This window comes from Brachybacterium sp. AOP25-B2-12, assembly GCF_052378625.1.
GTDB lineage: Bacteria > Actinomycetota > Actinomycetes > Actinomycetales > Dermabacteraceae > Brachybacterium.
This window is the reverse complement of sequence record NZ_JBQSXW010000003.1, coordinates 63,652-83,153: the sequence shown is the minus strand read 5'-3', so window position 1 is coordinate 83,153 and position 19,502 is coordinate 63,652. Positions and strand designations below refer to the sequence as shown.

At 71.7% G+C, this 19,502-nt stretch carries 17 protein-coding genes and 1 tRNA gene; 15 read left to right on the top strand and 3 right to left on the bottom strand.

The features are described 5' to 3' along the window. The first annotated feature begins 22 nt into the window (after positions 1 to 22). Positions 23 to 1,492: a pyruvate kinase gene (pyk, locus tag ACT3TZ_RS03220; RefSeq protein ID WP_444581952.1), complete on the top strand. Its 1,470-nt coding sequence runs from the start codon at positions 23 to 25 to the stop codon at positions 1,490 to 1,492. A 45-nt stretch (positions 1,493 to 1,537) separates the two neighbouring features. On the opposite strand, the gene ACT3TZ_RS03215 is transcribed toward pyk, so the two are convergent. Next, a tRNA-Leu gene (locus ACT3TZ_RS03215) sits at positions 1,538 to 1,619 on the bottom strand. Positions 1,620 to 1,712: 93 nt separating this feature from the next. Here ACT3TZ_RS03215 and ACT3TZ_RS03210 point away from each other — a divergent pair. Further along, the gene (locus ACT3TZ_RS03210; RefSeq protein WP_444581951.1) at positions 1,713 to 2,354 is read left to right on the top strand and encodes an ANTAR domain-containing response regulator; all 642 of its coding nucleotides are present in this window, start codon (positions 1,713 to 1,715) and stop codon (positions 2,352 to 2,354) included. A gap of 36 nt (positions 2,355 to 2,390) precedes the next feature. After that, entirely contained in the window at positions 2,391 to 3,683 is a 1,293-nt protein-coding gene (locus ACT3TZ_RS03205) for an ABC transporter substrate-binding protein (protein ID WP_444581950.1), read from the top strand. Between the two features lie 31 nt (positions 3,684 to 3,714). On the opposite strand, the gene ACT3TZ_RS03200 is transcribed toward ACT3TZ_RS03205, so the two are convergent. Next, entirely contained in the window at positions 3,715 to 4,167 is a 453-nt protein-coding gene (locus ACT3TZ_RS03200) for a PaaI family thioesterase (RefSeq protein WP_444581949.1), read from the bottom strand. 38 nt (positions 4,168 to 4,205) lie between these two features. On the opposite strand from ACT3TZ_RS03200, the gene polA reads away from it, so the two are divergent. The 8 genes from polA (at position 4,206) to aroD (ending at position 14,181) form a co-directional block, all read left to right on the top strand. Beyond that, complete coding sequence (polA, locus tag ACT3TZ_RS03195; RefSeq protein WP_444581948.1) at positions 4,206 to 6,926, top strand: DNA polymerase I; 2,721 nt, start codon at positions 4,206 to 4,208, stop codon at positions 6,924 to 6,926. 203 nt (positions 6,927 to 7,129) lie between these two features. Further along, positions 7,130 to 8,626: a 30S ribosomal protein S1 gene (gene rpsA, locus ACT3TZ_RS03190; RefSeq protein WP_444581947.1), complete on the top strand. Its 1,497-nt coding sequence runs from the start codon at positions 7,130 to 7,132 to the stop codon at positions 8,624 to 8,626. 99 nt (positions 8,627 to 8,725) lie between these two features. Further along, positions 8,726 to 9,556: an HAD-IIA family hydrolase gene (locus ACT3TZ_RS03185; RefSeq protein WP_444581946.1), complete on the top strand. Its 831-nt coding sequence runs from the start codon at positions 8,726 to 8,728 to the stop codon at positions 9,554 to 9,556. A 113-nt stretch (positions 9,557 to 9,669) separates the two neighbouring features. Next, positions 9,670 to 10,332: a dihydrofolate reductase family protein gene (locus ACT3TZ_RS03180; protein ID WP_444581945.1), complete on the top strand. Its 663-nt coding sequence runs from the start codon at positions 9,670 to 9,672 to the stop codon at positions 10,330 to 10,332. Between the two features lie 89 nt (positions 10,333 to 10,421). After that, positions 10,422 to 11,666 (top strand): chorismate synthase, encoded by a 1,245-nt coding sequence (gene aroC / locus ACT3TZ_RS03175; RefSeq protein WP_444581944.1) that lies wholly within the window; start codon positions 10,422 to 10,424, stop codon positions 11,664 to 11,666. Beyond that, a complete protein-coding gene (locus ACT3TZ_RS03170; RefSeq protein ID WP_444581943.1) occupies positions 11,663 to 12,295 on the top strand; it encodes a shikimate kinase in 633 nt (210 codons plus the stop codon). The genes aroC and ACT3TZ_RS03170 overlap by 4 nt, the downstream gene beginning before the upstream one ends. Beyond that, complete coding sequence (gene aroB / locus ACT3TZ_RS03165) at positions 12,292 to 13,386, top strand: 3-dehydroquinate synthase (RefSeq protein ID WP_444581942.1); 1,095 nt, start codon at positions 12,292 to 12,294, stop codon at positions 13,384 to 13,386. Before ACT3TZ_RS03170 ends, aroB begins: the two co-directional genes overlap by 4 nt. Before the next feature lie 3 nt (positions 13,387 to 13,389). After that, entirely contained in the window at positions 13,390 to 14,181 is a 792-nt protein-coding gene (gene aroD / locus ACT3TZ_RS03160; RefSeq protein WP_444581941.1) for a type I 3-dehydroquinate dehydratase, read from the top strand. An 84-nt stretch (positions 14,182 to 14,265) separates the two neighbouring features. Here the strand turns inward: aroD and ACT3TZ_RS03155 are convergent, their stop codons facing one another. Beyond that, on the bottom strand, positions 14,266 to 15,174 hold the full coding sequence (locus ACT3TZ_RS03155; protein ID WP_444581940.1) for a trimeric intracellular cation channel family protein: 909 nt from the start codon (positions 15,172 to 15,174) through the stop codon (positions 14,266 to 14,268). 64 nt (positions 15,175 to 15,238) lie between these two features. On the opposite strand from ACT3TZ_RS03155, the gene coaE reads away from it, so the two are divergent. The 4 genes from coaE (at position 15,239) to uvrB (ending at position 19,494) form a co-directional block, all read left to right on the top strand. Then, entirely contained in the window at positions 15,239 to 15,850 is a 612-nt protein-coding gene (gene coaE, locus ACT3TZ_RS03150; RefSeq protein ID WP_444581939.1) for a dephospho-CoA kinase, read from the top strand. Positions 15,851 to 15,956: 106 nt separating this feature from the next. Then, on the top strand, positions 15,957 to 16,403 hold the full coding sequence (locus ACT3TZ_RS03145; protein ID WP_444581938.1) for a hypothetical protein: 447 nt from the start codon (positions 15,957 to 15,959) through the stop codon (positions 16,401 to 16,403). Further along, on the top strand, positions 16,400 to 17,215 hold the full coding sequence (locus ACT3TZ_RS03140; RefSeq protein ID WP_444581937.1) for an OmpA family protein: 816 nt from the start codon (positions 16,400 to 16,402) through the stop codon (positions 17,213 to 17,215). The genes ACT3TZ_RS03145 and ACT3TZ_RS03140 overlap by 4 nt, the downstream gene beginning before the upstream one ends. Positions 17,216 to 17,385: 170 nt before the next feature. Next, positions 17,386 to 19,494, top strand: coding sequence for an excinuclease ABC subunit UvrB (gene uvrB / locus ACT3TZ_RS03135; RefSeq protein ID WP_444581936.1), 2,109 nt, complete (start codon positions 17,386 to 17,388; stop codon positions 19,492 to 19,494). The last annotated feature ends 8 nt before the right edge of the window (positions 19,495 to 19,502 follow it).

Sequence of the window (19,502 nt, the reverse complement as noted above, 5' to 3'; positions counted from 1 at the left end):
ACGTACCGATAGATGGGTCACCATGCGCAAAGCCAAGATCGTCTGCACCCTCGGCCCGGCGACCGCCGGGTACGAGCAGATCCGCACTCTCATCGAGGCCGGCATGAATGTCGCCCGGATGAACCTGAGCCACGGCACGCACGACGATCACGAGGCGGTGTACGCCAACATCCGTCAGGCCGCGGAGGACCTCGGCCGCAACGTCGCCGTGCTCGTGGACCTGCAGGGCCCCAAGATCCGTCTGGGCAAGTTCTCCGACGGACCCCACGCCCTCGCCGTCGGGGACACGTTCGTCATCACGACCGACGACATCCTGGGCACCAAGGAGCGGGTCTCGACCACGTTCAAGGGCCTGCCGGGCGACTGCCGCCCCGGCGACCTGCTCCTCATCGACGACGGCAAGGTCTCGGTGCGCGTCACCGAGGTCACCGACACCGACGTGACCACGGTCGTCGAGGTCCCGGGCCCGGTCTCGGACAGCAAGGGCATCAACCTGCCCGGCGTCGCCGTCTCCGTCCCCGCCATGAGCGAGAAGGACATCGACGACCTCCGCTGGGGCCTGCGCCTGGGTGCGGACCTCATCGCGCTGTCCTTCGTGCGCGACGCGCACGACATGGACGACGTCCTGCGGATCATGAGCGAGGAGGGCATCCGCCGTCCCGTCATCGCCAAGATCGAGAAGCCCCAGGCCGTCCGCTCGCTGCGCCAGATCGTCGGCGCCTTCGACGGCATCATGGTCGCCCGCGGCGACCTCGGCGTCGAGCTGCCGCTGGAGCAGGTGCCGATCGTCCAGAAGCGCGCCATCGAGCTCGCGCGCCGCAACGCCAAGCCGGTCATCGTCGCCACCCAGGTGCTCGAGTCGATGATCACCAACCCGCGTCCCACGCGCGCCGAGGCCTCGGACTGCGCCAACGCGATCCTCGACGGGGCCGACGCCGTGATGCTCTCGGGCGAGACGAGCGTCGGGGCCTATCCCTTCGAGTGCGTCCGCACGATGGACCGGATCATCACCAACACCGAGGAGAACGGCGCGGACCGCATCCTGCCGCTGGGCACGATCCCCCACACCCGCGGCGGGGCCATCACCCGTGCGGCCTGGGAGATCGGCGAGCAGCTCTCCGCGCAGTACCTCGTGACCTTCACCGAGTCCGGGGACACGGCCCGGCGGCTGTCCCGCCTGCGTCCGACGATCCCCCTGCTGGCGCTCACGCCCTACGAGCACGTCCGCCATCAGCTCGCGCTGAGCTGGGGCATCGAGGCCCACCACGTGCCCATGCAGCAGGACACCGACACCATGGTGCGCGTGGTCGACGACCTCCTCCGCGAGCACAAGGGGCTCCAGCCGGGGGACCTCGTGGTCGTCGCGGCGGGCTCGCCCCCCGGGGTCCATGGCTCCACCAACACGCTGCGCGTGCACCGGATCGGCGATCTCGACGGCACGGAGTCGGCGCGGATCGAGGCGGACTCGATCGCCCAGCCGATCCCCGAGTGAGCATCTGAGGAGGGCGTGCCCGCTGTCGCGGGCACGCCCCCGTCGTACCGGGTGCGGGACTCGAACCCGCACGTCCTGAGGACAGCGCATTTTGAGTGCGCCGCGTCTGCCATTTCGCCAACCCGGCTCGCCGGGACCGGCCCGGAGCGCTGGTCTAGGATACCCACAGCACATCATCGCGACGGAGCCCAGGGCTCCGTCGCTCGTTCCCCGAGGTGACATGAACGACGACGAGACGCCCGATCCGATCGCAGCCGACGAGACCCCCGAGGGGGTCGTGCGCCGGCGTGCCGTCGTGGCCGAGGACGAGAGCCTCATCCGGATGGACATCGTCGAGACCCTCACCGAGGCGGGCTTCGAGGTCGTCGCCGCGGTGGGCGACGGGCAGAGCGCGATCGAGAAGACCCGCGAGCTGCGCCCGGACATCGTGATCCTCGACGTGAAGATGCCCCAGACCGACGGCGTGACGGCCGCCGAGAAGATCGGCGCGGAGAACCTCGCCCCGGTCGTCATGCTCACCGCCTTCTCGCAGGCCGAGCTCGTCGAGCGGGCCCGTGACGCGGGGGCCATGGCCTACGTGGTCAAGCCCTTCACCCCCGGGGACCTGCTGCCCGCGATCGAGATCGCGATGTCCCGCCACGCGCAGATCATGCAGCTCGAGCACGAGATCCAGGATCTCGGCGAGCGGTTCGAGACCCGCAAGCGGGTCGACCGCGCCAAGGGGCTCCTGCAGTCGAACATGGGCCAGTCCGAGCCCGAGGCGTTCCGCTGGATCCAGAAGACCTCGATGGATCGCCGGCTCACGATGCGCGAGGTCGCCGACGCCGTCATCGACCAGCTCGGCGGCCAGGGCAGAGACTGAGCGATGAGCGTCCGGTCCGGGCCCTCGCGTCGGGCCGTGTCGCGCTCGCTCGCGGCCGGGTTCGTCGGCGTCACGCTCACGGCGTGCACGAGACGGACCGGGCGTGGCCAGCAGAGCGCCTCGCCGTCGCCCGACGCCCCGACCAAGGATCCCGGCGTCCCGCTCGTGGTGGGGACGGTCGGCGGCGGCTACGGCCTCGAGGCGCAGTTCGAGAAGCAGATCGCGCTGGGGATCTCCGAGGCGCGGATCGACGTGGACAACGCCGGCGGCGTGTTCGGCCGGCCCGTCGAGCTCGTCGAGCGCTATGTGGTCACCGATCCCGCTGATGATCTGGCGGGCTACGTCACCACGCTCGCCGACCGGGGGGCCTCCGCGGCGATCGTGAGCTGCGACGAGGACGTCCTGGCCCGGGCGATGCCCCACTTCGCGGACGCGGGGATCGCGGTCGTCTCGGTGACGTCGACCGCGATGGGCATCCGTGCCGACGCCGCGGCGACCCGGGGCCTGCTGTTCCGGCTGACCGTCTCGGACCGCGGCCTCGCCCGCACCTTCGGCCAGGAGGCCCTGGCCACCACCGGGGACCAGGGACTCGTGCCCCGCAGCGTCGCCTACGTCTCGCGCGACTCCACCCAGGGCCGCAGCCTCGAGCAGGAGCTGCGTGACGTCGTCGCCCCGAACTACGGATCGCTCGTGGGTCCTTTCTTCTTTGCGCCGGACGCGCCGGCCCTCGACACCGCGGCGCTCCTGGCCGCCAAGCCGTCCCTGATCGTCGTCAACGGCGGGGCCCAGGAATCGGTGGCGATCCTGCGCTCGCTCCACGACGGCAATCTCGGCCCGGACGGCAGGCCCGTGCTGCGGATCCCCGTCCGCCTGGGCTACTACAACTCGGGAGCCTACGGGGACCAGCTGCCGCCGGAGGCCCTCGCCCAGGTCACGGGCACCCGCGCCGGCGTCGTGCCGAGCGCGGAGCACGTCGACATGATGCTCGCGGCCGACACGAGCCTGGGCCTGGGAGGCTTCGACTTCTCCGAGGAGGCGTACGACGCCCTGGTCGTGCTCGCGCTCTCGGCGCAGTCGGCCGCGACCGTCGAGGGCACCCAGGTCGCGCAGTTCATCCCGGCGGTGCTGGACGGCGGTGACGAGGCCTCGACGGTCGAGGACGCGCTGGTCGCGCTCCGCGACGGCGGCGACATCCACTACGTCGGACGCAGCGGCACGATCCTCCTGCAGGACGGCGACCCCGTGACCGCTCAGGTGAGCTCGGTGACCTACGCCGAGAACAACCAGGTCCAGGACGTGCAGTCCTCCGGGGTCGACCTCCGGGGATGATCCCCGGGCCCTGCACCCCGGCCGGACAGGCTCAGCGCGGCGCCAGCAGCATCGTCGAGACCGAGACCGTCGACAGCAGGCGATCCGCCTCGTCGCGCACCTGGACCGCGTACGTCGCCAGGGTGCGGCCCGTGTGCACGGCGGTGCAGGTGGCCGTGACGATCCCGGTGCGCGCCGACCGGTGGTGGACGGCCGTGACGTGCGTCCCCACCGCCTGGGCCTCGGGCCCGTGGGTGCGGCGTGCCAGCAGGATCGCGGCGAAGGACGCGACGGATTCCGCGAGCGCGATGGTCGCCCCGCCGTGGAGCAGCCCGGCGGGCTGGGTGTTGCCCTGAACGGGCATCGTCATCGTCCCGCCCTCGGCATCGAGGGCCAGGAGCTGCATCCCGAGGCGTTCGCAGAGGGTCCCGCGCAGGATCGACCCGACCTCCTCGGGAGTCCAGGGGAGCGGGGCGGGGGAGGGCACGGAGCCGGTCTCGGGCATGGGGCCAGAGTGTCACAGCTCCGTGCGAGACTGAGGTCATGAGCCAGAACGCGACGAGCGCGACCCCCGAGAGACTCCTCGTCATCGACGGGCACGCGATGGCCTTCCGGGCCTTCTTCGCCCTGCCCGCGGACAGCTTCACCGACGGCCGCGGCCAGTCGACCAACGCCGTGTACGGCTTCGTCCGCATGCTCATCAACGTCGTGCAGTCCGAGGAGCCCACGCACGTCGCGGTCGCCTTCGACCTGCCCGGGGGCACCTTCCGCGACCGCATCTACGACCAGTACAAGGCGGGTCGCGACGAGACCCCCGCCCAGTTCGTCGGCCAGATCGGGCTCATCCAGACGGTCCTGGACGCGATGGGCGTCACCTGGGTCACCGTCGAGGACTTCGAGGCCGACGACATCATCGCCACGCTCGCGACCACGACCGAGGCGGACGGCGGCGAGGTCCTCATCGTCTCGAGCGACCGCGACGCGATCCAGCTCGTGACCGACGAGGTCACGCTGCTGCAGCCGGTCAAGGGCGTCACGGAGCTGCGTCGCATGACCCCGGCCTCGGTCGAGGAGAAGTACGCCGTCTCCCCTGAGCGGTATCCCGACCTCGCGGCGCTCGTCGGGGAGTCCGCCGACAACCTCCCCGGCGTCCCCGGCGTCGGGCCCAAGACCGCCGCCAAGTGGATCGAGCGGTTCGGGGGCCTGGACGGGGTGCTCTCCCACGCGGAGGAGATCACGGGCAAGGCCGGGCAGTCGCTGCGCGATCACGTCGAGGACGTCGTGCGCAACCGTCGGATGAACGCCGCGGTCCGCGACCTCGACCTGCCCACGGACGCGGAGCGGTACACGCTCGGACGCGGGGACCAGGTGGCTCTCATGGGCATCTTCGACGACCTCGCCTTCGGCCCCACGATCCGCCGCGACGTCCCGACGGTGTTCTACGCCGGCGGCGGGGGCGATGCCTCCGCGGACGCGGCCGCGGGAGACGGCGGCTTCGACACCGCCGCCGTGCGCCGCCCCACCGGAGCCGCGATCGCGACCGAGCTCGAGCAGACCCTCGCCACCGGCGCGGCGATCGAGGTGCGCGGGACCTGGGAGATGGGCCAGGGCGACGCGGACCTCCTGGCCCTGTCGACCGACGGCGCCACCGTCGTCCTCGATCTCGTGGACCTCGACGACGTCGCCGAGCGTGCCCTCGCGGCCTGGCTCGCGGATCCGGGGATCCCCAAGGCCGCATACGACACCAAGCTCACCGGGCACCGCCTCTCCGGTCGCGACCTGCACGTCTCCGGGTGGCGCACCGACCTCGCGATCGCGGAGTTCCTCTGCCGCCCGGACACCCGCCCCACGGACCTCGCCGGGCTGGCGCTGCGGCACCTGCAGGAGGATCTCGCCCCGGCCTCGGGCGCAGCCCAGCAGGAGCTGGACCTCGACGCGGACTCCGCCTCCGCCGACGCCGAGGCCCTGGCCCGGCTCGCCGACGCCGCCCGTCGGCTCGAGCCGCTCCTGCGCGCGGACCTCGAGGCCCACGAGGCCCTCTCCCTGCACGACGACCTCGAGCTCCCGCTGGCCCTGGTCCTCGAGCAGATGGAGGCCCGTGGCATCGCGGTCGAGGACGACGTGCTCGCCGAGCTCGACGCCCAGCACGCCCAGCAGCAGAGCGCGGTCGCCGAGTCCGCGTTCGGGCACCTCGGGGGCGATCGCATCAACCTGGGCTCGCCCAAGCAGCTCCAGGAGGTGCTGTTCGAGCGTCTCGGGATGCCGCGCACCCGGCGCACCAAGACGGGCTACACCACCAATGCGGAGGCGCTCGAGGACCTGTACGTCCAGACGCAGCACCCGTTCCTCGCCGACCTCCTCGCCCACCGCGACGTGACCAAGATGCGCCAGATCATCGACACGCTGCGACGGGCGATCTCCCCGACCGGCCGCATCCACACCACGTTCCACCAGAACATCGCCGCCACCGGCCGCCTGTCCTCGAACAACCCCAACCTCCAGAACATCCCCATGCGCACCGAGGAGGGTCGCCGCATCCGCTCGGCCTTCCATGCCTCGCGCGATGCGGACGTCCTGCTGACCGCGGACTACTCCCAGATCGAGATGCGCATCATGGCGCACCTGTCCGAGGACGCCGGCCTCATCGAGGCCTTCCGCTCGGGGGAGGACCTCCACAACTTCGTGGCCTCGCGGGTCTTCGACGTCTCTCCCGACGCCGTCGACCCCGCGATGCGCTCCAAGACCAAGGCCGTCAGCTACGGCCTGGCCTACGGGCTGTCGGCCTTCGGGCTCTCCCGCCAGCTGCGGATCTCCAACGCAGAGGCCACGGCCCTGCGCGACGGCTACTTCGAGCGCTTCGGCGGGGTGCGCGACTACCTCCGGCGCAGCGTTGAGGCGGCCCGCGAGAGCGGGTACACCGAGACGATCCTGGGGCGTCGCCGCTACCTGCCGGATCTCACGAGCGACAACCGCCAGCGTCGGGAGAACGCTGAGCGGGTCGCGCTGAACTCGCCCATCCAGGGCAGCGCCGCCGACATCATCAAGCTCGCGATGCTCCGCGTGGAGATCGGGCTGCGCCAGGCCGAGCTCTCCTCGCAGATCCTGCTGCAGGTCCACGACGAGCTCGTGCTGGACGTCGCTCCCGGTGAGCTCGACGAGGTCCGACGCGTCGTCGTCGACGGCATGGGATCGGCGTACGAGCTGTCCGTGCCCCTGTCGGTGGGGGTCGGCGTGGGACGGACCTGGCTCGACGCCGCGCACTGAGGACCCGCTTGCCTTCCTGACGCCTCCGCGCCTGCCGTCGCCCCGAGCGCGCGGGACGCGAGCCTGTTATGCTTGTGCGCGTCTGTGCGCCGCCATGCGCTCTGCCACGTGCGTCCTCCGGACCGGAGGGCCCGTGCCGCACCGCCGGCCCGTGCGACCGAACGTGTTCCTACTCAAACCTGTCCCGACGGAGTTCCGACTACATGACCAGCCTGACCGACTCTTCCGCACCCCAGATCGCCATCAACGACATCGGCGACGCCGATGAGCTGATGGCCGCGATTGACGCGACGATCAAGTACTTCAACGATGGCGACATCGTCGAGGGCACCGTCGTGAAGGTCGACCGCGACGAGGTGCTGCTCGACATCGGATACAAGACCGAGGGCGTCATCCCCTCGCGCGAGCTGTCCATCAAGCACGACATCGATCCCGGCGAGGTCGTCGAGGTCGGCGACGAGGTCGAGGCCCTCGTCCTCCAGAAGGAGGACAAGGAAGGTCGTCTGATCCTGTCCAAGAAGCGCGCCCAGTACGAGCGCGCCTGGGGCACGATCGAGCAGATCAAGGAGGACGACGGCGTCGTCACCGGCACCGTCATCGAGGTCGTCAAGGGCGGCCTCATCGTCGACATCGGCCTCCGCGGCTTCCTCCCGGCCTCCTTGGTCGAGATGCGTCGCGTCCGCGACCTCCAGCCCTACGTGGGCCAGGAGATCGAGGCCAAGATCATCGAGCTCGACAAGAACCGCAACAATGTGGTCCTCTCCCGTCGCGCCTACCTCGAGCAGACCCAGTCGGCCGTGCGCAGCGACTTCCTGCAGACGCTCCAGAAGGGCCAGGTCCGCGAGGGCGTCGTGTCCTCGATCGTCAACTTCGGTGCGTTCGTGGACCTCGGCGGCGTCGACGGCCTCGTCCACGTCTCGGAGCTGTCCTGGAAGCACATCGACCACCCGAGCGAGGTCGTCGAGGTCGGTCAGCCCGTCAAGGTCGAGGTCCTGGACGTCGACATGGACCGCGAGCGCGTCTCCCTGTCGCTGAAGGCGACCCAGGAGGACCCGTGGCAGCTGTTCGCCCGCACGCACGCGATCGGTCAGGTCGTCCCGGGCAAGGTCACCAAGCTGGTCCCCTTCGGCGCGTTCGTGCGTGTCGAGGACGGCATCGAGGGCCTGGTCCACATCTCCGAGCTGGCCCAGCGTCACGTCGATCTGCCCGAGCAGGTCGTCACCGTCGACCAGGACGTCTTCGTCAAGGTCATCGACATCGACCTCGAGCGTCGCCGGATCTCGCTGTCCCTCAAGCAGGCCAACGACGGCGTCGACCCCGAGGGCGACGACTCGACCTTCGACCCGGCGCTCTACGGCATGGCCGCGGAGTACGACGCCAACGGCGAGTACAAGTACCCCGAGGGCTTCGACCCGGAGACCAACGAGTGGCTCGAGGGCTACGATTCCCAGCGTGAGCAGTGGGAGGCCGAGTACGCCAAGGCGTACGAGCGCTGGACCCAGCACAAGGCGCAGGTCGCCGAGGCGCTGCGTGCCGACGAGGAGTCCGCCGCGGGCGGCAGCTCCTCCTCGACCTCGACGAGCTCCAGCTCGCCGGCGCCGAGCAACGCCTCCTCGTACCAGTCGAGCTCCACGGACGAGGGCACCCTGGCCTCGGACGAGGCGCTGGCCGCCCTGCGGGAGAAGCTCACCGGCAACTGATCCTCGGATCATCCCGGCGCGTCCGGGTGCCTGCCCGACGGGGCGTCGTCCTTCCCAGGACGGCGCCCCGTCGTCGTACCGGTGCGGCACACTGGGGACATGACCACGTCGTTCGAAGGCCGTCCCGTCCACACCTGGCTCACCGACATGGACGGCGTGCTCGTCCACGAGCAGCGCGCGCTGCCGGGCGCCGCCGAGTTCATCGCCGAGCTGGAGCGGCGCGGCCGGCGCTACCTCGTGCTCACCAACAACTCCATCTACACCCCGCGCGACCTGCGGGCACGTCTGGCACGAGCCGGCATCGACCTGCCCGAGCACGCCATCTGGACCAGCGCCCTGGCCACCGCGAAGTTCCTCTCCGAGCAGTCTCCCGGGTCGAGCGCCTACGTGATCGGGGAGGCGGGCCTGACGAGCGCCATGCACGACGCGGGCTTCGTGCTGTCCGACGAGGACGTCGAGTTCGTGGTGCTGGGGGAGACCCGCACCTACTCCTTCGAGGCGGTCACGCGCGCCGTGCGCCTGATCGGCAACGGCGCGAAGTTCATCGCCACCAATCCGGACGTGACAGGTCCCAGCGCGGAGGGCCCGCTGCCGGCCACGGGAGCTGTCGCGGCGATGATCACGGCCGCCACCCGGATCTCCCCGTACTACGTCGGCAAGCCGAACCCTCTCATGATGAGGACGGCCCTGAATCGGATCGACGCCCACTCCGAGACCACCGTGATGATCGGGGACCGGATGGACACGGACGTCCGCTCGGGGCTCGAGGCCGGGCTGCGGACGATCCTCGTCCTGACGGGATCGACCCAGGCCGAGGACATCTTCCGCTTTCCGTATCGCGCCAGCATCGTGCGTGACGGGATCGCCGACGTGGTCCCGCTCGTCGAGCAGCTCGCACCGCTGGAATCCCAGGAGCTCGACGAGGACTGATCGGACGGGCGCCCCTGCGTCGGTCGGGCGCCCGGTGCACGCACCCGTCGGTGGCGCAGGTTCATACTGGGCACACGGCACCGGCTCCGGTGTCCCGGAATCCCGGAGGATCCATGTCCCAGGTGCGGGTGCACAACCTCTCCCTCTCCCTCGACGGCTTCGGCACGGGGGAGGGCCAGTCGCTCGAGGAGCCCTTCGGGCACGCCGGCCACCGCCTGATGAGCTGGGCGTTCCCGACCCGGACGTTCCGGGAGATGGGCCTGCCGGGTCAGGGCCCCGGCACCACCGGGATCGACGACGTGCTCGCGTCACGCTGGGACCGGGGGATCGGCGTCGAGATCATGGGTCGCCACAAGTTCGGCCCCCAGCGCGGTCCCTGGCCGGATGACGGCTGGCGTGGCTGGTGGGGCGAGGACCCGCCGTTCCACACCCCGGTGATCGTCCTGACCCATCATCCGCGTCCGCCGCTCGTGATGAAGGGTGGGACGCGCTTCGAGTTCCTCGACGCGAGCCCTGAGGAGGCGCTCGCGCGTGCCCGTGAGCTTGCCGGTGATCTTGACGTCCGGATCGGCGGCGGCGTGCAGGCGGTCCGGGAGTTCCTGGCGGCGGACCTCGTCGACAGCATGCATCTGGCCGTGGTCCCGATCGTGCTCGGCCGCGGCGAACGCCTCTGGGACGGGCTCGAGGGCCTCGAGCAGCGCCTGGCCGTGGAGTCCGTGGCCTCGGGGTCGGGCCTGACCCATCTGCTGTTCTCCCGCCCAGGGACCGGCGGCTGAGGCAGCGGGCCGGGCGCCCGTGCGCCGTCGCCGGATGCCTCCTGGGACGCGTGGGCCTCACGGTCCCCGGTCATGGGAGAATCGACCCCATGCTCCGATGGCTCACCGCCGGCGAATCGCACGGCCCCTCCCTGATCGTCGTCCTCGACGGCGTCCCTGCCGGCATCGCGCTGACCACCGAGGACCTGCGCGAGACCCTCGCCCGGCGGCGCCTCGGGTACGGCCGTGGCACCCGGCAGAAGTTCGAGAAGGACGTCGTGCGGGTCGTCGCCGGACTGCGGCACGGACGCACGCTCGGCTCGCCGCTCGCGGTCGAGATCGCCAACAGCGAATGGCCCAAATGGGAGAAGGTCATGTCCGCGGATCCCGTCGCCCGCGAGGACCTGCTGGTCGACGCGGGCACCGGCGACGAGCGCGAGATCGCCCGCAACCGACCCCTGACCCGCCCCCGGCCCGGGCACGCCGACCTCGCGGGCATGCTCAAGTACGGCCTCGACGAGGCCCGGCCCGTCCTCGAGCGCGCGAGCGCGCGCGAGACCGCCGCTCGCGTCGTCGCGGGCCGTGTCGCGGCCGCGATCCTCGAGCAGACCGCCGGGATCCGGCTCGTGTCCCACACCCTCGCGGTCGGTCCCGTCCGCGTCCCGGACGGCGCACCGCTGCCAGGTCCGGACGACGGCAGCCGGCTCGACGAGGACCCCCTGCGCTGCTTCGACCCCGGGACCTCCGCCGCGATGGTCGCCGAGGTCGACGCCTGCCAGAAGGACGGCGACACCCTCGGTGGCGTCGTCGAGGTCCTGGCGTACGGAGTCCCCGTGGGCCTGGGCTCCCACACCCAGTGGGACCGCCGCCTCGACGGCCGGCTCGCCCAGGCGATCATGTCGATCCAGGCCATGAAGGGCGTCGAGATCGGCGACGGCTTCGCGTCCGCCGCCCGTCGCGGGTCCGTCGCCCACGATGAGATCGTGCCGAGCACCGGCGGCCCCGCCGGCACCGCCCGCGTGTCCAACCGTGCCGGTGGGCTCGAGGGCGGGATGAGCAACGGCGAGGTCGTGCGGGTGCGCGGAGCCCTCAAGCCGATCTCGACCGTGCCCCGCGCGCTGCGCACGGTCGACCTCGCCACCGGGGAGGCCGGGACCGCCAACCATCAGCGCTCCGACGTCTGCGCCGTGGCGCCGGCCGCGGTGATCGCCGAGGCCATGGTCGCCCTGACCCTCGCGGACCTGCTCCTGGAGAAGTCCGGCGGGGACTCGGTGACGGAGATCGACGCGCACCTCGCCGCGACCCTGGCGCTGCAGCGGACGGGCCGGGAGGACGCGGCCGGCGACCGCCCGTGAACCGCCGTCCGGAGGACGAGCTCCCCGAGCGCGACCGGTCGGTGGCACAGGTGGGACCGCGCGCGGTCCTCATCGGCCCCATGGCCGCGGGCAAGACCCGGGTGGGACGCTCCCTCGCCCGCATGTGGGGCGTGGACTTCCTCGACCTCGATCACGAGATCGAGCGACGCGAGGGCAGGAGCATCCCGGAGATCTTCGAGGCCCAGGGGGAGAGCGGGTTCCGCGACGTGGAGGCGCGCGTCCTCGCCGAGTTGCTGGCCACGCACGACGGGGTCCTCGCGCTCGGGGGCGGAGCCCCCCTGACGCCCGCGAGCGGGGACCGGCTCCTCGGCCACACGGTGATCCTCCTGACGGTCGACGACCGCACCGCCCGCCACCGCCTGCGCGGCGGGCGGGGACGACCGATGCTGGCCGGCGAGGACCCCATGGTGGCCTGGCGCCGCATCACCGCCACGCGCATGCCCGCCTACCGCGAGCTCGCGGTGCACACCATCGACGGGGCCGGCCGCGGACCCGTCGCCGTCGCCCGACGCATTGACCGCACCCTCGAGGGACGGACGCACGGCACCCGACACCCCCGCGCGGCCCACGACGCCGCGACACCGACCGATCGAGAGGCCTCCTCATGACCACCACCCGCATCGACGTCGCGACCCCCGAGGGCTCCTACCCGGTGCTCGTGGGCCGTGGCCTGCTCGCGACCGTGGGCGAGCACCTGCCCGAGCGGGCGCGCCGCGTGATGGTCGTCCATCAGCCGTCCCTGCGCGCCGTGGCCGATGAGCTGCGCACGACCATCTCCGACACCGGGCGCGACGCGTTCCTCGCGGAGATCCCGGACGGCGAGGAGGCCAAGACCGCCCAGGTCGCAGGCTTCCTCTGGCAGGTGTGCGGGCAGGCCGAGATCGGGCGGAAGGATCTCGTGATCGGGCTCGGCGGCGGCGCCGCCACGGACCTCGCGGGGTTCGTCGCGGCGACCTGGCTGCGCGGGGTCGAGGTGCTGCAGATCCCCACGACCGTCGCCGCGATGGTCGATGCGGCGATCGGGGGCAAGACCGGGATCAACACCTCCGAGGGCAAGAACCTCGTCGGCGCCTTCCATCCGCCGATCGCCGTGATCGAGGACCTCGACGTGCTGGGCGGCCTCGGCGCGCACGACACCGCGGCGGGGCTCGCCGAGGCCGTCAAGGCGGGCTTCCTCGCCGACGAGCGGATCCTCGAGCTCGCCGAGGCCGACCCCGCCGCGGTGCTCGACACCACGAGCGACGCCTTCCGCGAGGTCCTCGAGCGCGGCATCCGCGTCAAGGCGGACGTCGTCTCCGCGGACCTCCGCGAATCCGACACCGGGCGCCGCGAGTTCCTCAACTACGGGCACACCCTGGGGCACGCGATCGAGCACAACGAGCGCTACCAGTGGCGCCACGGGGCCGCGGTGTCGGTGGGCATGATGTTCGCGGCCGAGCTCTCCCACCTCGCCGGCAAGCTCCCCGAGGCCGACGTCGATCGCCATCGTCGGATCCTCACCTCGCTCGGCCTGCCCACCAGCTACCGGTCCCGGCAGTGGCCGCGCCTGGAGGACGAGATGCGGCGCGACAAGAAGACCCGCGCGGGCATGCTCCGCTTCATCGTCCTGGACGGCATCGGACGGCCCACACGCCTCGAGGGCCCGGATCCCGCGCTGCTGCTCGCGGCCTACGCTGCGGTCACCGCGGACGAGGGCTGAGGGATGACGACGCCCGCGCCATCGGTCCTCGTGCGGGGGCGGACGCTCGGACCGGGACGGCCCGCCCTCGTCGTCCCCCTCACCGCCGCCGACCCCGCAGGGCTCGAGGCCGAGGTACGCGCGCTGCCGGGGCACCGGATCGACATCGTGGAGTGGCGGGTCGATCGTTTCGAGCCCTCGCTGACCGAGGAGGCGCACCGCGAGGCCGTGGGCGCGCAGCTCCCTCGCCTGCGCGCGGACCTCGAGGCGACGGTTCCGCGTCCGGGCCTGCTCGTCACCGTCCGCACGGCCGCTGAGGGCGGCTCCCGGGCGATCTCGGGGACGGCGCTGGGGGACCTGTGCGCGGCGGTCCTCGACGCCGGCGGCGCCGAGCTGCTGGACGTCGAGGTCGCGGCCCTCGGCGCGCAGCTTCCCGCCGTCCTCGAACGCGCCCGCGCGCTCGGCGTCCCGACCATCGCCTCGCGGCACGTGCTCGACCGGACGCCCCCGGAGGACGAGATCGTGGAGGCCCTGTTCCGCCTGCAGGACACGGGAGCGGACCTCGCCAAGCTCGCCGTGATGCCGCAGGAGCCCCGCGACGTGCTGACGCTGCTGCGGGCCACGGCCCGGTTCCGCGACCACGGGGCACGGGTCCCGCTCGTCACGATGAGCATGGGCCCGCTCGGAGCGGTGTCCCGCCTGGTCGGGGGCCGCTACGGATCCGTGGCCACGTTCGGCACGGTCGGCGGGGCCTCGGCACCCGGCCAGCTCCGGGCCGACGACGTCGCCCGCGCCCTGGACCTGCTCGAGCCCTGAGGCCTCCGCGTCCACACGCCCGAGGCGACCGCGCCTGCCGCCGCATCCGGCCGGCCCGGGTGCATCCCGGGCCCTCCCGCAGCGTCAGCCGCGCCCCGGCTCCTCCTGGGCCTGCTCGGTCCCGGGCAAGCGGCGACGCGCGGATTCCGGTCCGTCGATCCCGGATCCCGAGCCCTCGGGCGCGCGCGTGTACTCCTCGGCGGAGTCGTCCGCGGCCGTCGCATCCTGCGTCAGCTCGTCGGCCCCGGCGAGCTGGGTCTGCGCGGGGATCGACCCGGTCTCCAGGACCAGCCGACGGCGCTCGCTGCGCCGCACCCGCCGGACGAGGGACTTCAGCTGGGGCGCCGAGAGCGTGACCTGCCATTCCTGGTGCTGGGGGAGGCCCCAGCGGCGCCAGGCGGCGAGGATCGCGAGTCCGGCTCCGAGCGCCACGGCGCCCAGGATCGTCGGCCCCGGCAGGCCCAGGGAGAGCACGGTCCACGTGCCGATCGCCGTGACCAGCGCGCTCGTCGCATACAGGGGGCCACCGCCGAAGATCGCGGGGACCCGTCCGACGATCACGTCCCGCACGGCACCCCCGCCCACGGCGGAGACCACCCCCAGCAGGATCGCCGGCAGCGGATCGAGACCGGCGTCGAGCGATTTCGCGGTGCCCGCCGCGGCCCACAGCCCCAGCGCGAGGGCATCCAGCAGGGTGGTCGCGCGGCGCCAGGTCCGACCGTCCGTCGCGACGAGGTAGGAGAAGGCTGCTCCGCCCAGGGCGCACACCAGGTACCAGGGCCCCGCGAAGGCCGCGGGAGTGCCCTGGTCCAGGATCAGGTCGCGCAGGATCCCGCCGCCGAGCCCGGAGACGATCCCGATCGCGGCGAAGCCCACCGCGTCGAAGCGCAGCCGTCCCGCGAGCGCTCCGCCGGTGATCCCCATGACGACCACGCCCACGAGGTCGAGCGCCCGCAGGAGGTCGTTGGAGGCGAGCAGCTGTTCGGGTGGCACCGAGCGAATCTACCGTGCAGGCACACCGGTCGGGCACCCGTGTGACGCTCCGTAGAGTGGGGCGATGATCATGCGCAGGATCGGGCTGACCGGCGGCATCGGTGCGGGCAAGAGCACGGTCGCCGATCTCTGGCGTCGAGCGGGGGAGACGGTCATCGACCTCGACGCGCTCTCCCGTGCCGTGCTCGACGTCCCCGGGCCCGGTGTCGACGAGGCCGTCGCGCGCTTCGGACCGGAGATCCTGCTCGACGGCGGGACCGTGGACCGCCCGCGCCTGGCGGCACGGGTCTTCTCCGATCCGCGCGCCCGCGAGGACCTCGAGCGGATCGTGCTGAGCCGGGTCGACGACGCCGTCGCGCGGCAGGAGGTCGAGGCGGCCGCACGGGGGATCGAGGTCGTCGTGCACGACAGCCCACTCCTGCTGGAGAAGCATCGGGACGGGGACTTCGCCGTGCTCGTGAGCGTCCTGGCCCGGAGGGAGGACCGGATCTCGCGGATCGCCCGTGACCGTGGTCGCGACCGGGCCTATGCCGAGTCCGTCATGGCGGCACAGGTCGACGACCTGGAGCGGATCCGCCGCAGCGATCTGCTGGTGCTGAACACCGGCGATGCGGCGCTCCTCGCGCACCGGGCGCGCCATCAGCTCGACAGGGCGCACGACCTGCTCGCCCGATGAATGCGGACGGACCGGCGCGAAACCGGTATCGCCCCCGGTCGCGGCATTATGAGCCGCTCCGCGCGGCGCGTGATCGGCGCGCGGCCGTGCCCACATCAGGATCGGGGTGCGCCCGATCGTCCGTTCCCGCGGGCATCTGATCCTGACCATCGATCTCACGGCGGAGGATCCGCACGGCGACCTGGCGGACCTCGGCGTCGCGTACTACGTGTCGCAGGGGCGGGGAGGTGCCTCCCTGGACTTCCGGGCCGGGATGGGGGCGCGACTGGTGGACCTGGAGCGGGACCTGGTGGCCTCGGTGGCGCTCGATGGCGACGCGGACGGCATGCTCCTGTCGAGTTACGAATCCCGGGCGGAGACGGACGAGCAGCAGCAGGTGTCCGGCATGATCCAGCTCGTGTACGGCGACCTCGGGGCAGACGAGCTCGCCGTGTACCTGCCCACGGCGCGCTTGGTGACCGGGGTACCGGTCGTGGACGGCGAGCCCCCGTCATCGAGGGGCTCGATCCGATCCTGGACACGCCCGTCGCAGAGGCGCCGGTGTCGCCGATGATCTCCTGCACCGTCGACCTCGAGCGCCAGACCCGACGGACCAGCACTGAGGAGTCCACGACCGTCAGCCTGGGCTCGGACGTCCTGTTCGCCTCGAGCGCTGCCGACCTCACGGCCGAGGCCGACCAGGTGATCACCGACGCCGCACTCGTGATCCAGGACCACGAGCCCGGGGAGGTCCAGGTCGTCGGCCACACCGACGACGTCGACGAGGACGCCTACAACCTCGACCTGTCGCGCAGACCTGCCCAGGCGGTCGCCGACGCCCTCGGCGCCAGGATCGACACCACCCGGTACCCCCTGGCGATCGACGGCACGGGGGAGTCCGCGCCGGTCGCCTCGAACACCACGTCCGCGGGCAAGGCCATGAACCGCCGGGTCGAGCTCACGATCCGGACCCCGGAGACGTCGACCGCCCCGGAGGGGGCGAACGCGCCGAACGCCTTCGACGGACCGACCTCGACCGCGCCGGACCCCGTGGCCTGGGCGGACGGCTCGGTGGAGCTCGAGTTCCGGGCGGAGGAGGCCCGGATCATCACGGGGCACCTGGTCGTCACGGTCTCCCTGACGAGGACCGACGGGGAGATCGATTCGATCTTCGGCCCCGGCAACCAGAGCGGGACGGTCGAGATGCCGGAGGGGATCGCGGACGACAAGTCGCACTTCGACATCGCGGTGATCGACGGCAGCGTCGCCCACCTGTCGGTCGCTCACGCGCTCGGCGGTCCGCGCCGATCGAACAGGCCGCTCACGGACTCCCAGAGCACCCAGCGCCTGGATTCCGGCGAGCCGCGGGTCGTCGAGCTGATCTAGCCGCGGGACACCCCGGTGGGGGACGAGGTCACGATCCAGCTCGTCGCGGACCTCTGGCGGATCACGGGGATCCCCGTCACGCGCTGAGGGACCGGGAGCCCGACGCGCGCCACAGGCACCCAGCACCGCGTGTGCCTCGTCTGTCGGAGGGCGGACGTAGGCTCGTGCCCATGCGCCCGGTCACCGATCTCACCCGTACGGAGCACCCCTTCCAGGTGATCTCCGAATACACCCCCTCGGGCGATCAGCCCGCGGCGATCGCCGAGCTCTCCCGGAGGATCCGCGCCGGCGAGCAGGACGTCGTGCTGCTGGGCGCCACGGGCACCGGCAAGAGCGCGACGACCGCCTGGCTCATCGAGGAGCTCCAGCGCCCCACCCTCGTGATGGCGCACAACAAGACCCTCGCCGCCCAGCTCGCGAGCGAGTTCCGCGAGCTTCTGCCCCACAACGCCGTCGAGTACTTCGTGTCCTACTACGACTACTACCAGCCCGAGGCCTACGTCCCGCAGTCCGACACCTACATCGAGAAGGACTCCGCCATCAACGCGGAGGTCGAGCGGCTCCGCCACTCGGCGACCAACTCGCTGCTGACCCGGCGCGACACGATCGTCGTGAGCTCCGTGAGCTGCATCTTCGGTCTGGGCACCCCCCAGGAGTACGTGGACCGGATGGTGCGCCTCGCGGTGGGCGAGCAGATCGACCGCGACGACCTGCTGCGGCGCTTCGTGGACATGCAGTACGACCGCAACGACGTGTCCTTCGTCCGCGGAACCTTCCGGGTGCGCGGGGACACCGTCGAGATCATCCCGATGTACGAGGAGCTCGCGATCCGCATCGAGTTCTTCGGCGACGAGATCGACGCCCTCTACACCCTGCACCCCGTCACCGGTGAGGTGATCCGCCAGGAGGACTCCATCCACATCTTCCCGGCCTCGCACTACGTGGCCGGGCCCGAGCGGCTCGCGCGCGCGATCGGCACGATCGAGGAGGAGCTGGGGGAGCGCCTCAGCGAGCTCGAGGGCCAGAACAAGCTCCTCGAGGCCCAGCGCCTTCGGATGCGCACCACCCACGACCTCGAGATGCTGCGCCAGATGGGCACGACCAACGGCGTCGAGAACTACTCGCGCCACCTCGACGGACGCGCGGCCGGCACCGCCCCCAACACCTTGCTCGACTACTTCCCCGAGGACTTCCTGCTGGTCCTGGACGAATCCCACGTGACCGTCCCGCAGATCGGCGCGATGTACGAGGGGGACCGCTCCCGCAAGCGCACCCTCGTCGACTTCGGGTTCCGCCTGCCCTCGGCGCTCGACAACCGCCCGCTGACCTTCTCGGAGTTCACCGAGCGCGTGGGCCAGACCGTGTACCTCTCGGCGACGCCCGCCGCCTACGAGCTCGAGCATTCCGACGGGGTCGTCGAGCAGATCATCCGGCCCACCGGCCTCGTGGACCCCGAGATCATCGTCAAGCCCATCAAGGGCCAGATCGACGACCTCCGCGCAGAGATCGAGGACCGGGTCGCCAAGAACGAGCGCGTGCTCGTGACGACCCTGACCAAGCGCATGGCCGAGGACCTGACCGACTACCTGCTGGAGCAGGGAGTGCGGGTCCAGTACCTGCACTCCGACGTCGATACGCTGCGCCGTGTCGAGCTGCTCCGCTCCTTGCGCGTCGGGGAGTACGACGTGCTCGTGGGCATCAACCTCCTGCGCGAGGGCCTGGACCTGCCCGAGGTGTCCCTCGTGGCGATCCTCGACGCCGACAAGGAGGGGTTCCTGCGCTCCCGGACCTCGCTCATCCAGACGGTCGGACGTGCCGCCCGCAATGTCTCGGGCCAGGTGCACATGTACGCCGACCGCATCACCGACTCGATGCAGCAGGCGATCGACGAGACCAACCGCCGGCGCGAGAAGCAGGTCGCCTACAACACCGAGCACGGCATCGACCCGACCCCGCTGCGCAAGCGGATCGCCGACGTCACGGACATGCTCGCGCGCGAGGACATCGACACCGACACGCTGCTGTCGACGGACTACCGCTCCGGCAAGGAGCGGGTCGCGCGCGACCGTGCGCGCGCACAGGTGCTCGACAACGTCGGTGCCCGCACGGTGGACCTCGGCGATGATCCCGTCGGTGCGCTCAGCGCGATGGTCGACGAGATGACCGCCCAGATGCACCAAGCCGCGGAGAACCTGCAGTTCGAGGTCGCGGCGCGCCTGCGCGACGAGGTCGGTGAGCTCAAGAAGGAGCTGCGGCAGGTCCAGGGCGGCTCGGCCTGAGAGCTCGC